We start from the raw sequence: 13813 nt of genomic DNA on the forward strand, positions 1-13813 counted from the left end.
TATGGGCTTTAAAGGACCATTTTATAGGTTTTGTCAGTCTTGATGACGCACTTACAGATATAATAATATCTTCATGCTGGGATAGTGTAAAAATATAGTTTTTTTTGTGGCTTTGCCTGATTTTCAGTTAAAAAGTGCCTTGTAGGTTAATTTGCCATCAAAACAAGGGTGATACTTAGGTCGGATTAGGACATCCTTTGTCCGTAATCCGACGTTAAGCAGGGTGCCTCCGGCGGGTCGCTTTTTGGAAAAAGCTCCGCAAAAACTTTGTGGTTTTGTTAGTAGACAAAAATACTGATATTTTTAGAGTCTTACAAATGTTGAGGGTCTCGCAAAAAGTCAAAAAAGGCGTCGGCGTTATGCCGGACTTAATCCGGCATCCAGTTTTTTCAGCTACTTCTGGATTCCGGCCTACGCCGGAATGACGGAAACCGAACTTTTTGCGACCTTGTCAAATGTTCAGGCCATGACCTTTTCAAATATTACTGAGAATTGAGCATAGCCACATTTTTTTGGGGAGGGGGATTCCGGGATCTTAATTCAAAAAGGGCTTATGCCCTGTAAGGGAATGAGATTGCGATTCCGGCAGAAATCCTGATCACTCTGTGAATACTGAATGGTTGAGTGCAGCCGCTTAAAAAACTCATCAAAAAGACTTTGCTGATTGCATATATTCGTCAAAAAAATCATGGTTTACAGTAAAACTTTTCACAGGATTCAGGTCAAGTTCAAGGCGTTCGAACATTTCAATCAAGGACTGTCCATCAACAAGTTCAATTGGAGGAACCCCATCTCTCCGCGCTTCTTTTTTTGCTTCAAGAGTGAATCTTCCTGTGGTCAGAAAAATACCCTTTTCTGCCCTTCCTTGCATTGCGCCTCTTAAATCCCTGATCTGGGGAGCAGACACTGCGTCTTTATAACGTTTGCACTGAAAAATAACATTGAAACTCACAAAGGGATTTACCTCAAGAACGCCCTGTCCATCTATGCCACCATCGTTGCTTTTGCCAGTAACCACAACCTGTTTAAATCCTGCTTCTCTGAGAAGCCGCTGGCAGAGTCTTTCAAATCCTGATGGAGGCATGGATTTAAGTAATGCAAGCAATTCAGTCTGATGAGGTTGAATATCGACAGATTCATCAATAATTCCGGGTTTCGAAGCATCATCTTTTGAAGTGGCATTACTTTCAGATTTGGTTCTTGCAGCTTTTATAATTTCGTTCAGGTCAATTAAGGAAAGGTCTGCATTCAAGCCTTTTTCTGTCAGAGACCAGACTCCTCTTATGGAAGAGTCTAAAAAACCTGAGTTAACAAGATACATTCGAGCCCATGCCACCTGATTTCTAATTTTTGAGGCTCCGTTTTTAAGTGTTTCGGATAGTTCGCTGTCGCTTATATTAAGCTTCTCAATTACAAGATCAGTAACTTCGCCAGCAGCTCCACTTCCTGACAAGTTCCTTATAACCTCGATAACAGGTATTAAAAATCTGGTGAATTCAGACTTGGCTTTTTTGCTCATGGTTATCCTTATTTTTTAGACGCCATTTTTGTTCAATCCGGAAAGATTTCAAACTTTTATAATGTTGGGCATCTCTAATAATTGCCTTTTTGCGCGTTAGCAGCGTCAGCGTCGTACTCGAATGCTCATTTATAACCTATAAACTCCGGTTCTCCATGCGCCGCTTCCTTGCTACCACATCAAAAATTCTAATTTTTTGAAGTACCCTATATTCATAAAAAATAAAACTCTCTGTTCAGAATTTCAGATTTTTTTTGCTACGATTATATACAAAAAGAATGCCCTTCCGAATTAATACTGCCGCAAATATTTGTTAATACTGCACACAATTATTTAAAAATTGATTAAAAATTCATTTATCTGGGCTGGATAATCATAAACTATTCCCTTGCCTAACAATATTGCCTCATATTATAGGTGTCGTTTGTTTCGGGCGGATCTTTTATATTATTAATCCTGATTATTGTAATTCCGGAGAAGAATATGGCCCTTTATTTTTCTGATAAAAGGCTTTCAGACATCGAAAAAAAGGTTGTTGAAGGCATCCGTCTCAGTTTTGCTGATGCCGCCTTGCTTTATGAATCATCGGATCTGACAGGAGTTGGCCAGCTTGCCGACATGGTCAGAAGGAAAAAGCACGGTAAAAAAGCCTTTTTTATTTATAACCAGCACCTCAATTATTCCAACGTATGCAGAAACCGTTGCGTTTTCTGCGCCTACGCCCGGGATGACGGAGAAAACGGAGCATACACTTACTCCCTCGATGATGTCAGGAAAAGGCTTCTTGAAAAAATCGACGAGCCGATCAGGGAAATCCATATGGTCGGTGGATTGAACCCAAAGCTTGATTTTGATTATTATATCGGACTTCTCAAGGTCATAAAGGAAGTCAGGCCAGATGCCGTAATCAAAGCCTTCACAGCCGTTGAAATTGATTACCTTTCGAACATTTCCGGTCTTTCCATAAATGATGTAATTGCTAAGCTTAAAGAAGCCGGACTTTCCATGATGCCCGGAGGCGGAGCAGAGGTCATGAGCGAGAGGGTATGGAAAGAGCTTTTTCCGAAGAAAATAGGCGGAAAACGCTGGCTCGAGATAATTGAAGCGGTTCATAAAGCAGGAATCACGACAAATGCCACAATGCTTTACGGCCACATAGAAACAATGGAAGAAAGAATAAATCATCTGATCCAGCTTCGTGAACTACAGGACAGGACAGGCGGATTTTCTGCATTCATTCCCCTTGCTTTTCATTCACAGAATACAAAACTGTCAAAACTCCCTGAAACAAATGGTATTGATGATCTCAAGACCGTTGCTGTAAGCCGTCTCATGCTGGACAATTTCGATCATATAAAAGCTTACTGGGTAATGCTTGGCGAAAAAACTGCACAGATAGCGCTTTCTTTCGGAGCTGATGATCTGGATGGAACGATAATGGAAGAAAAGATAACCCATATGGCCGGAGCATCTTCACCAAAAGGGTTAACCCGCCAGAGCCTTGAGAACCTCATTGTGTCCGCCGGTTTTACTCCGGTTGAAAGGGATTCTTTTTATAATGCGGTATCAGAAATAAAAGGAGGCTGCTGATGCAGAAGATCCTCGAAAAAGCGGCAGCCCATGAAAGAATTTCCGAACAGGAAGCACTGAAACTTTTTCTTGAAGCTGATATGCTTGAGCTTGGTGCTGTTGCCGATGCAAGAAGAAGGCATCTTCATCCTGAAAACCGTGTGTCCTTTGTTATTGATCGAAATATCAATTATACAAATGTATGCTCATCGGGCTGCCTTTTCTGTGCTTTTTACTGCAAGCCTGAAAACGGTGACGGTTATGTTCTTACCAAAGAAGAGCTGAGCCTTAAAATTGAAGAGACAATAGCACTCGGAGGGACCCAGATACTTCTCCAGGGAGGGATGAATCCTGAGCTTGGCCTTGATTATTATATTGATCTCCTTTCATTCATTAAAAAGAATTTCAGGATTCACATACACGGTTTTTCGCCTCCTGAAGTTTCATGGCTTGCCTCAAAAAGTAATTTTTCGGTCAGGACAACCATAGAAAAGTTGATCGAAGCAGGCCTTGACTCGATTCCGGGCGGCGGTGCTGAAATTCTTGTTGATGAAATAAGGAAGCAGGTTTCACCAAATAAATGCACAGCCTCGGAATGGCTCGGCGTTATGAGGGATGCCCATAATCTTGGCCTAAGGACAACTGCTACAATGATGTTCGGTCATTATGAAAAACCTGAACACATCATAAAACATCTTGCAGTGCTTCGAGAGCTCCAGGATGAAACAGGCGGGTTTACAGCTTTCATCCCTTGGACATTCCAGCCAGGAAACACAAAAATGCCCAGGCTTCCTGCCACTTCTGCCGAATATCTCAAGGTTCTTTCACTCAGCCGGATTTTTCTTGATAATTTTAACGGTATCCAGGCTTCATGGGTTACGCAGGGTGGAAAAATTGCCCAGACCTCGCTTTTCTTTGGCGCAAATGACATGGGCAGCACAATGATAGAGGAAAATGTAGTTGCTGCTGCGGGTGTGAAGTTCAGACTGCCGATGGATGAAATGATCAGGATAATCAAGACCGCAGGATTTGAGGCATGTCAGCGTGATTGCCACTATAATATTCTGAGGACTTTTAGGGATGATGCCTGATGTTTCCGGTTTCATATTCAGATAGCCATGAAAGAATTATCAGGGCTGGCTGGGTGGTCGTTTCATCTTCTGAAATTATTCGGAACGGTTATGTGCGGACTCGAAACGGAAAGGTTATTGAAACAGGGAGCTTTTCAGGATTATCAGCCGGAATGTCTGAAGTTGTTGATCTCGGACCAGGAATAATCTTTCCTGGACTCATCAACTGTCATACCCATCTTGAGCTTTCATTCCTAAAAGGCAAGCTTGAAACATCCAAAGGTTTCAGGGAGTGGGTTCAGAATCTGATTGCTATTAGAAGCTCGGCATCAGAAGATGTTATGATCAAAGCTGCCAGGGAGAGTCTTTCTGATGCTCATTATTCAGGAACGGTTTTTGTGGCCGACATTTCTACTCTTGGATTATCCCCTCAAATATTTGCAGGACTTCAGATGCCGGGAATCGGTTTTCATGAATTTCTTGGCAGTTTGAAAAGCGGAACATCGCTGATTCCTTTTCCAGGCAATTCGGCTCAGAGCTATTCATTTGCAGCACATGCTCCGCACACGACTTCTCCTGATCTGATGTGTTTTCTTAAAAAAGAAACTATAAAACAAAACCTGCCTTTCAGTATTCACATAGGCGAATCAGATGATGAGAGAGAGTTCATAAAAAAAGGAAAAGGTGCATGGGCGGAATTCCTTTTATCAAGAGGCATTGATTATTCTGCATGGCCCATACCTTCAGAAAGTCCTGTGGTCTATGCAGAAAAAACAGGTATTCTTGATTCATCCACTCTTTGTGTTCATCTTTGTGGGGCAACAGAAAAAGATCTTGATATTATAAGAAAAAGAGATGCAAAAGTATGTCTTTGTCCAAGAAGCAACATGAATCTTCACGGAATTCTGCCTGATGTGGAAAAAATGATCTCCAAGGGAATTATGCCTTGTATCGGTACTGACAGCCTGGCTTCGGTTGACAGTCTATCTGTTTTAGACGAGATTCGATTTCTTTCTGAAAAATTTCCTGGGATTGATTCTGTCACACTTTTTGAAATGGCTACCTTAAACGGGGCACTGGCTCTTGGGGTTGCTAATTCATTCGGAACGCTTGAGCCAGGGAAATCTGCCTTTATGGTTTATACGGATCATTCTCCATTTTCCACATCCGAAGTTTTTGATTTTTTGTTGTTTCAATAAATACAGAGGTTTTATGAGAATTACTGAAAGCGGTCTTCCTGAAATAAGTATAGGCCACATAAAATACATGAATGTGGCTCCTGTTAATTTTGCTTTTGATTCTGGGAAGTTGTCTGAAAAGGCTGTGTGGAGAAATGTTGTGGCTCCACCTGCTGAGCTTAATAGAAGAATGGAGGCAGGAGAGCTGGACATAAGTTCTGTCTCGGCTGCTGCGTATGCATTCAATTCAGAGGACTGGCTGATTATTCCGGGGCTTTCCATAGGCTGTACGTCAGAGGTCATGAGCGTAATTCTCGCCAGTGAATGCCCCATAGAAGATCTTGATGAAAAAAAAGTGGCTCTTACACTGGAATCGGACAGCGCTGCAAATCTTATGAAGATCATTTTTGCTGAAAAAGGCGTCGTTCCTGTAATTGAGAGAAAGTCCCTGAAACGAATAGAAGACGCTGGATCAGAGTATTCTGCTGCCCTCATCATAGGTGATTCTGCACTGACTGTTCCATGGGAGAACAGATTCAGATATGTTTTTGATCTTTGCACCTTATGGCACGAATTAAGAAATCTTCCGTTTGTTTTCGGGGTTTGGACAGTCAGAAAAACTGTTGCCGAAAAATACCCCGACCTTGTTGAAGAAGTTGCTTCAATGCTGAGAAAATCACTTGAAGACGGACTTTTAAACCTTGATATTATCTCCCAGTCTTCTGCCAGGGAAAGCGGCCTCAGTTATGAAAAATGCAGAAAATATTTTTCACTGCTTGATTACAGGCTGCCAGAGGAACAGGTAAAAGGTCTGGGAAGGTTTTATGACGACATGTACTCAAACGGACTTGTTAACAAAAAAATCAAGATTAGCATGTTCGGGTAGAAAAATGGTTGGTTTTTAGTGTCTTTTAGAGATGGTAAGGCTTTGACAACATCGTAAAAAGTCCGATTACCGGCATTCCGGCGCAGATCGGAATCAAGAAGTGTCTAAAAATATAAAGATGGTGAGAGTAGGCATTAGAGATATTGCAGCATTTTTTTCAGGGCCTTGATTTTAAAGAGGTGGCTTTTATTCATGCAGCATGGAGTTACCACGCTGCATGAATAATTCGACACTAAAATGCTTTTTTAATCAACTATTTTGCTGCCCCATTTGCCGGTTTTTCAGGCTCTTTGGGCATTTCAAGCGGCTGAACAGCTTCTGGTGATTTTACTGGCTCTGGTGCTTGGACTGCCGGTGCTTCAGGGGCAGAAGGCGCGGGAGCAGCTTCAGGTGCCTTTGGTGCCTCAGGAGCTACGGCCGGTGCTGCATCTGCAGGCATTGCTGCTTCAGGAGCTTTCGGAGCTTCCGGAGTTACAGCCGGTGCTGCTGCATCTGCAGGAGCAGCTGCTTCTGGAGTTGCGACCGGAGCTTGTGGTGCCGCCGCATCTGTCGGCATGGCAGCTTCCGGAGCCTTAGGCGCTTCTGGTGTTACAGCAGGAGCTGCAGCCTCAGGAGCCACAGGAGGTGCTGGTGGCTGAACAGCTTCCGGAGCCTTTGGAGGCTCAGCAGGAGGTGGAGGTGTTGTGGCCTGGGGCGCTTGAGCCTTAGGCTCTTCTTTCTTTGGAGAATCTCCGCAACCCACAAATACTGACGCACAAATTGCCACTAATCCAATGGCTGATGTGATTAATACGAATGGTCTTTTCATTGTTTATTTCCTTTCTTGATTTTGACTGCTTCATGAAAAATCTGTCTGGTCCCATATTAAAAAGATAAAAACGCTTAATCTTTTTAATGAAATTTAAAATCCTCTCTTCGATACAACATTATCAGCATGTTTTCAAGAAAGATGAGTCTCTTCAAGTTGCTATCAAAAAATGTTCAAATGCAAAAAAGATTGATATTCTGCCCTAAGCAATAGTTTGTTTTAATGAATAAATTTCAGTTTGTGCCGTTTTTTCAGAATGTTGGGCCATTGATCTTGAAATGGGTTTCAGACACTTCCCAATTATAATCATGAGCAAATTAAAGGAATAATCATGGTAAATATTATTAAAACTGCTGTAATTACCGGTGGCGCAAAGGGAATAGGACTCGGAATCGCTGATTATTTTCTGAATTCAGGCATGAATGTGGTTGCAATTGATATTGATTCAGAAGCAGGGAGCGAATGCGAGGCAGCATATTCTTCCTCAGGCCGTTTCATGTTTGTTCAGGCGGATGTATCAGATGAGGATTCGGTTCGGGGTAGTGTTCAGAATGTGGCGACAAAGTTTGGCGGGATAGATTTTCTCATTAATAATGCAGGGATTGCGAATCCTGTCAGAAAGCCTTTGACAGAACTTAGTCTGGCGGAATGGAATCAAATCATATCTGTCAATCTTACCGGCGTGTTTCTTATGTCCAAATACTGCGCGCCATATTTAGAGAAAAGCTCCGGAGCCATAATAAACATTGCCTCCACAAGAGCCCTGCAATCAGAAGAAAATACAGAGCCATACTCGGCATCAAAGGGAGGAATCTTGTCATTGACACATTCACTCGCAGTAAGCTTTAGCGGCAGAATAAGGGTTAACTGCATCAGTCCGGGCTGGATAGAAGTCTGTCAATGGCAAAAAATGAAAGACAGGGTTGAGCCAGCGCACTCACGCTTGGATTGCGAACAACATCCGGCAGGAAGGGTCGGAACTCCTGAGGACATCGCATCCCTTGCGGCATTTCTTGTTTCAGATTCAGCCGGATTTATAACAGGACAGAATTTTGTTATTGACGGGGGTATGACAAAAAAGATGATCTATGAGTGATGTTCAATGAATGCGGAACTTCTTTAAAAGCTGAAATAAAAATGACGGAGATCTGCCTGTTCCGGGTGCAAAAAATATGTTTGATCTTTCAAAATTGACGAGGTCGCAAAAAGTCCGATTTTCGTCTTTCCGGCACAGACCCAAACCTATAAGCGACTGAAAACATAAAAAATATCTAATCAAGTCCGGCATGACTACGATGCCTTTTTTGACTTTTTACGAGTTCATCAAAATCAGATTAAAATGACAGATTCTCCTTCAAAATTGACAAAAAAAGATCAACGCCAACGCCTATGAGCCTGTCAGGAAACACATATGTTGGAGTATGGAGTTCCGGGCAATGAACGCCGGCGCCTATGCAGAAAAGAGCACCCTGGTATTTTGCTGTGAAATGTCCGAAATCCTCTGACCATCTGAAAGGAGTTTCCGGGACCACAACTTCCAGACCGAGTGAGGATGCAGCTTCTGCGACACTACGGGCAGCCTCCCTGTCATTATAAAGAGCAGGAAAAACGTCATCCCAACTTATTCTGCAGGAAATTTCCTGCTGAACGCAAATTTCGGAAATACACATAAGAGCTTCGGAAACAAGTTTTTCCATGTCTTCGTCAGCATGGGTTCGTAAGGTAGCCATAATTTTTGCGTGTCCTGGCGAAACCCCGAAAGAAGGTTCGCCCATGCATGCGTGGACAATTGTAATCATGCTGAAAAAACTGTTTTTTTCACAAATAGAAGGCAATTTCTGAATAATTTCTGCCAGTGCTCTGACAGGGTTTTTTCCCTTCTCAGGACTCGACGCATGCGAGGGACTTCCCATAAGCTCGATGATGATCCCACGGGATGCACAGCAGAAAGCACCCGGTTTTACAATTACAGATGTTGATGGCCATCCAGGAAGATTATGAAGAGAAAAAACAACATCAGGATTAATATCATTAAAGATTGAAGAATTAAGGATGCTCAAGGCACCTTTCCCCGTCTCCTCAGCTGGCTGGAATAAAAGAACGACTCTGCCATCAAATGGCCTCTGCATATGAAGCGCTGCTGCCACACCGGCAAGGATGGCCATATGACCGTCGTGCCCGCAGGAATGGGAATAACGGCTGTTTCCGGTGTTGCCGATCCCAAGCGATACTGCGTCCATTTCAGCCCTTAAAAGAACTGTCTTCCTTGGATTATCACCAAAAATTGCGGCAAATCCGGTTTCGCCTATTGGATCTATGAGTACATCAGGCTTAAATTTTTCAAGAAAAGATAACAATACTTCCCTGGTCTGTTTTTCCTTGCCTGATTCTTCAGGATATTCGTGCAGCTTTTTTCTAAGCTCAACAAGTATATCTTTCATAAAACCTCTTGCATCATTGCGGGATAAAAAGACTCTCTGCCCTTATTTTAGGCGACGCAAACAGAAAATGCAGAATCTGAAAGCCTATATAAGGCCTGCTTGCTGCAAAGCCTTTTCTGTGAAAAGTCCGCGCACAAAAATATCAATAATATCCTGGGTGGCTTTTTCAGTATCGAGGGGTTTTTTTCTCTTGTATGGTCCGAAATAGTATGAAGCGGTTCTTAGAACTGAGCCTGCAAGCAGATTTGCAGTGAACTCCACGTTTAGATCATCCCTTATGTTACCGCTTTTTATTCCGAAACGTAGATCTCTCATGATGAATTCAAGAACATGCAGCTCGAATCTCTTGATTGTGGTAGCCAGATCGCCTGGAACCCCAAGCCCTACCCTGAGAATGATATTACTGAGATAACGGTCATTGGCAAAGAAATCCAGGGTTTTGCGTATCTGGCTCTTAAAGAAATCCACGGCTGTTATTTTTTCAAGGTCAATATCAGCCTTCTTCATTGTCATGTCTTCCTGCCAAGCCTTGTAATAATCATCAAGCAGGGTCATGTAGATTATGTCTTTGTTCTCGAAATACTGATAGATTGTACCTCTGGCTATTTTAGCCGCTTTTGCTATATCTGAAATCTGAGTCTTGTAAAATCCGTTCTTAGAGAAAAGCCTCTTAGCACAATTCAGAATTTTCTTTTTTCTTTCTTCCGACCTCATCGCCTTTATATTCCCCAGCTTTATTAAACACGGTGTTCAAATTTTTTTAAACCCTATACTTATGATAGCAGAAAATATCAACAAAAAGATATTCCTGATATCCTAATTAATGTGATGAACAGGTTTATGAAAAACAGAGATTTTTTTTGAAATGCCATTGAAAACATGAAGCACTGGAACTTAGATTCAAGGGGTATATTTGATGGATTCGCAAAAAGTCAAAAATTGGCTTTAGCGTCATGCCGGACTTTATCCGGCATCTTTGTATTATCATACATTTCTGGATTCAGGCCTTCACCGGAATGACGAAAATCGGACTCTTTGCGACCTTGTCATATTTAAAATTAACCATCCAGGTGCCAAATGGCAAAATTGTAAAAAAATAAGATGGTTATGAAGACAGCACTATGAAGATATTACAGAAACTAAAAATTCCTTCCAGGGAAAATTCCCACAACAGGTCCCTCAACCCTGTTTCCGCCAAACTTGCCTGCTCTTGCCGCTCTTTCGTCAGCAATTCTTATTGATCCGTCAATCCCGTCGGAAGGATCAAAAAGACTCAGACCAATGCTGAGGGTAAGGTTCAGTCTTTTATTTTTCCAGCCCCATGATGAATCCTCAATGCTTTTCCTCAATCTGTCTCCAACTGTCAAACCTCTTTCAGCTGTTGTTTCTGTCAGAAGAATCAGGTATTCGCTCCCGCCCCATCTTGCAGCGAGATCTGTTTCCCTGAGCATGGCGTTCATCTTGTCTGCAACGGCCTTAAGCATACTGTCTCCACAGTCAAAGCCGTATTTTTCATTGATAATGCCAAAACAGTCAATATTACATCTTAAAAAACAAAAAGGCCTCTGAAAACGGTCATATCTTGCAGCCTCCTGATTCGCCCTTTCCCTCAACTGCACTCCGGTCATGAGCCCGGTAAGAAGGTCATGCTCAGCAGATCTGGAATTCATCTGGATATTCGCATCTATAAGTTTTTCCCTGGCATCCTGTCTTGCCGCTTCATAAGTCAGTGCGAGTACACAGCATGATACATATATTGCAAGAAAGCAGAACTTTGCCTCAAAACCGTTTATTCCGCTCAAAGGTACTGGCCCCGAAGATGTAATCATGGTTATTAAGCCAATCAAAGCCACGCAAAATGAATAAATTGATCCGTTTTTTATTCCCGCAAGAAAATAAGCGGCGTATGGAAAGAGAAAAAGCCAGAGGAACCCTGTATACCCGCCCTTGGTGAAAAAAACGACTGAAGATGCTGCGGCAAGCAAAATAACACCTTTTTCGTAAAGGCCGGACCTTTTTGTGGCAAGAAAAAGCAGATAATTGATAAGTGCCAGAAAAGAATACCCGAGAAAAATAAGACCGCTCTCTGAAATACCCACAGAGGCTGCAAAAGCAAGAGCTACAAGAACAGATATGACGGAAAAAATATTTGCAAATATGATTTTTTGTTTATCCCTGATGTCCGGGACACCAACAAAGGCTGAAGCGGGTTTCTTGTCGTCCAATATATTAATCTGGCCACTGATACTGTTATCAATGCTCTCCATCATGAAATCCTTAAAATATTAGGTGGGCAAAGCTTTTGGGGAGTCGAGACTTTGCAAATACAATAACCGATATGAGGCTCCATATCAATACTTCTTCTAAAACATGGGCCAAAAAAAATCTTCACAGACTCACAAATTATGGGCCTGTGAAGATTGATATTTGATGGACTCGCAAAGAGACATAAAATGGCTTCAGCGTCATGCAGGACTTGTGATCCGGCGCTTTATATTTTTGGAAATTTCTGGATTCCGGCCTTCGCCGGAATGACTGAAATTGGATTCTTTGCAATCTTGCCAATAACCAACTAATGCTTTTAATTAAAAAGCGGCCTTAGCGGATCGCTTTTTGAAAAAAGCTCCGCAAAAACCATCAGGTAATTGACATCTGTCCACCAGGATTCATAATATTTTCAGGATCGAAATGTCTTTTCAGGGCTTTAAGTATATCTATCTGCTCTTTTCCAAGATGGCTCTCCATCCAAGGCCCTATCATTTTCCCAACTCCATGATGATGACTCAAAGATCCGCCTGAGGCATTTATTCTTTCAATTATCCCGGTCTGAAAGTTCTTGTATTCCTGCATGGAAGAAAATCTTCCGATAAAAATAAAATACAGATTAGTGCCTTGCGGATAAAAATGAGAACAATGGGTCATGCATACTGTTGCGGGTCTTTTCTTTATAAACTCCCGGACACTCTTATGCACATGATGGAGATTATCCCATTTTACCGAGGTCTCCAAGGTATCAATTATAATGTCATAATCGTTAAGATCCTCACGCATATAAGGATCATTGAAGCGGCCATGCTCCCATTTTGAAGTCGGGTAGCCGGTGAGAGTCATGCCGCCATTGGCCCTGGCAATTTTTGAGAGTTTTCTTTTTACATGGGACGAAAGCCCCTTTTCTCCTTCAGTATGACCGATGCACAGACAGCGCCGTCCCTTTTCGAAACCCTTCAGTTCCATCATTTTATCAAGAACCGTTCCTTCGACACCGTAAAGCTTGAGTGCGACGTCTGTTTCTTCAGCGTCGGATATTCTTAAAACAGAAGGAAGGCCGAATTCTCCCTGGGAAATTTCCCTCGTGGCTGAAACAGCCTTGTCCCAGTCTGGGAAAATATATCCGAACCTTTTTCTGTTTTCAGGCATGTGTCTGAAAATTTTCATGGTCACGCTGGTCAAGACACCGAAGCACCCTTCACTTCCCATCATTATCCAGTTTATATTTGGCCCGGTTGCTGTGGCAGGATAATCAACGGTTTTAAAAGTTCCTGCCGGAGTGACATATTCCTGGGATATTACAAGGTCGCAGGCGTCTCCATAATATGTTGAAGACTGGCCCGAGCCAAGCGCGGCTACCCATCCTCCAACTGATGAATACTCAAATGACTGAGGAAAGTGGCCACAGGTATATCGTCTTCTGGCAGAGAGCTTTTCAGGAGCTTTATTCAGAAGCTTTTCAAAATCAGGCCCCATCATCCCGGCTTCAACCGTGGCTGTCTGATTTTCCTCATTCAGCTCAATCAGCCTTTTCATATGGGTGCTCATTACAAGGGTAATTCCTCCCCTTGAAGGCCTCAGCCCCAAATTCACGGAACTGCCGCCACCAAAAACGTAAACTGGTATTTTATGCTCACTGCAATAGGTTATTACCTTCTGAACATCTTCCTTGGTTCTTGGATGAAGAACAGCATCAGAAACATCAACAGGACATCCATCCCTAAGCTCAAGAGCCTCCTCCACTGTCTTCCCGCTCGAAAACTTGACCCTGCTAAAATCATCTGTTTCGACATTCTCTTTTCCAAGAATAGATATGAAACTTTTTAAGTCTTCTTCAGTAAGGACTCTTAATGATTTTTTATCGGATGGAAGACAAACCTGCTCATTGCCTTCCTTAACCTTTTTTACAAAATCATTATCAGTCATGCCGAATACTTCTTTCAGCATATTATAAAGCCTGGCGTTGGGATGTTTGAATCTTTCAGGAGCGCCCCATTTGAATATTGATCTGTAAGAACCTTTGGGCGGCTGGTTTTCTGTCCATGAGGGTTCAAATTTTTTGCTGAAAATCATC

11 protein-coding genes are annotated in these 13813 nt (G+C 42.4%); 5 read left to right on the forward strand and 6 right to left on the reverse strand.

Annotated features, from left to right (window positions below; genetic code table 11):
• Window positions 1-646 precede the first annotated feature (646 nt).
• Window positions 647-1519, reverse strand: coding sequence for a restriction endonuclease (locus K245_RS0109665; RefSeq protein WP_027359126.1), 873 nt, complete (start codon window positions 1517-1519; stop codon window positions 647-649).
• A 483-nt stretch (window positions 1520-2002) separates the two neighbouring features.
• Between K245_RS0109665 and mqnE the strand changes: the two genes are divergently transcribed.
• The 4 genes from mqnE to K245_RS0109685 are packed head-to-tail and all read left to right on the forward strand — an operon-like array spanning window position 2003 to window position 6222.
• The gene (gene mqnE, locus K245_RS0109670) at window positions 2003-3109 is read left to right on the forward strand and encodes an aminofutalosine synthase MqnE (protein ID WP_027359127.1); all 1107 of its coding nucleotides are present in this window, start codon (window positions 2003-2005) and stop codon (window positions 3107-3109) included.
• The gene (gene mqnC, locus K245_RS0109675) at window positions 3109-4179 is read left to right on the forward strand and encodes a cyclic dehypoxanthinyl futalosine synthase (protein ID WP_027359128.1); all 1071 of its coding nucleotides are present in this window, start codon (window positions 3109-3111) and stop codon (window positions 4177-4179) included. Before mqnE ends, mqnC begins: the two co-directional genes overlap by 1 nt.
• The gene (locus K245_RS0109680; protein ID WP_027359129.1) at window positions 4179-5357 is read left to right on the forward strand and encodes an amidohydrolase family protein; all 1179 of its coding nucleotides are present in this window, start codon (window positions 4179-4181) and stop codon (window positions 5355-5357) included. Before mqnC ends, K245_RS0109680 begins: the two co-directional genes overlap by 1 nt.
• Before the next feature lie 13 nt (window positions 5358-5370).
• A complete protein-coding gene (locus K245_RS0109685) occupies window positions 5371-6222 on the forward strand; it encodes a menaquinone biosynthetic enzyme MqnA/MqnD family protein (protein WP_027359130.1) in 852 nt (283 codons plus the stop codon).
• Window positions 6223-6475: 253 nt separating this feature from the next.
• Here the strand turns inward: K245_RS0109685 and K245_RS26535 are convergent, their stop codons facing one another.
• Window positions 6476-7030 carry a hypothetical protein gene (locus K245_RS26535; protein ID WP_027359131.1) on the reverse strand — a complete coding sequence of 185 codons (555 nt, stop codon included), beginning with the start codon at window positions 7028-7030 and terminating at the stop codon, window positions 6476-6478.
• Window positions 7031-7361: 331 nt separating this feature from the next.
• On the opposite strand from K245_RS26535, the gene K245_RS0109695 reads away from it, so the two are divergent.
• The gene (locus K245_RS0109695; protein WP_027359132.1) at window positions 7362-8126 is read left to right on the forward strand and encodes a glucose 1-dehydrogenase; all 765 of its coding nucleotides are present in this window, start codon (window positions 7362-7364) and stop codon (window positions 8124-8126) included.
• Between the two features lie 238 nt (window positions 8127-8364).
• On the opposite strand, the gene K245_RS0109700 is transcribed toward K245_RS0109695, so the two are convergent.
• From K245_RS0109700 to K245_RS0109720, 4 genes are all read right to left on the reverse strand, one after another.
• The gene (locus K245_RS0109700; RefSeq protein ID WP_027359133.1) at window positions 8365-9471 is read right to left on the reverse strand and encodes an amidohydrolase; all 1107 of its coding nucleotides are present in this window, start codon (window positions 9469-9471) and stop codon (window positions 8365-8367) included.
• An 84-nt stretch (window positions 9472-9555) separates the two neighbouring features.
• Window positions 9556-10185, reverse strand: coding sequence for a TetR/AcrR family transcriptional regulator (locus K245_RS26540; protein WP_027359134.1), 630 nt, complete (start codon window positions 10183-10185; stop codon window positions 9556-9558).
• A 425-nt stretch (window positions 10186-10610) separates the two neighbouring features.
• Window positions 10611-11741 (reverse strand): GGDEF domain-containing protein, encoded by a 1131-nt coding sequence (locus K245_RS0109710; RefSeq protein WP_084156192.1) that lies wholly within the window; start codon window positions 11739-11741, stop codon window positions 10611-10613.
• Between the two features lie 367 nt (window positions 11742-12108).
• The gene (locus K245_RS0109720) at window positions 12109-13812 is read right to left on the reverse strand and encodes an FAD-binding oxidoreductase (protein WP_027359136.1); all 1704 of its coding nucleotides are present in this window, start codon (window positions 13810-13812) and stop codon (window positions 12109-12111) included.
• Between the last annotated feature and the right edge of the window lies 1 nt (window position 13813).

It is taken from the genome of Desulforegula conservatrix Mb1Pa, assembly GCF_000426225.1.
Lineage (GTDB): Bacteria > Desulfobacterota > Desulfobacteria > Desulfobacterales > Desulforegulaceae > Desulforegula > Desulforegula conservatrix.

Coding starts and splice junctions, on each gene's coding strand:
- mqnE (WP_027359127.1), top strand. CDS start 2,003: ATGGCCCTTTATTTTTCTGATAAAAGGCTTTCAGACATCGAAAAAAAG.
- K245_RS26540 (WP_027359134.1), bottom strand. CDS start 10,185: ATGAGGTCGGAAGAAAGAAAAAAGAAAATTCTGAATTGTGCTAAGAGG.
- K245_RS0109665 (WP_027359126.1), bottom strand. CDS start 1,519: ATGAGCAAAAAAGCCAAGTCTGAATTCACCAGATTTTTAATACCTGTT.
- K245_RS0109700 (WP_027359133.1), bottom strand. CDS start 9,471: ATGAAAGATATACTTGTTGAGCTTAGAAAAAAGCTGCACGAATATCCT.
- K245_RS26535 (WP_027359131.1), bottom strand. CDS start 7,030: ATGAAAAGACCATTCGTATTAATCACATCAGCCATTGGATTAGTGGCA.
- K245_RS0109695 (WP_027359132.1), top strand. CDS start 7,362: ATGGTAAATATTATTAAAACTGCTGTAATTACCGGTGGCGCAAAGGGA.
- mqnC (WP_027359128.1), top strand. CDS start 3,109: ATGCAGAAGATCCTCGAAAAAGCGGCAGCCCATGAAAGAATTTCCGAA.
- K245_RS0109720 (WP_027359136.1), bottom strand. CDS start 13,812: ATGATTTTCAGCAAAAAATTTGAACCCTCATGGACAGAAAACCAGCCG.
- K245_RS0109685 (WP_027359130.1), top strand. CDS start 5,371: ATGAGAATTACTGAAAGCGGTCTTCCTGAAATAAGTATAGGCCACATA.
- K245_RS0109710 (WP_084156192.1), bottom strand. CDS start 11,741: ATGATGGAGAGCATTGATAACAGTATCAGTGGCCAGATTAATATATTG.
- K245_RS0109680 (WP_027359129.1), top strand. CDS start 4,179: ATGTTTCCGGTTTCATATTCAGATAGCCATGAAAGAATTATCAGGGCT.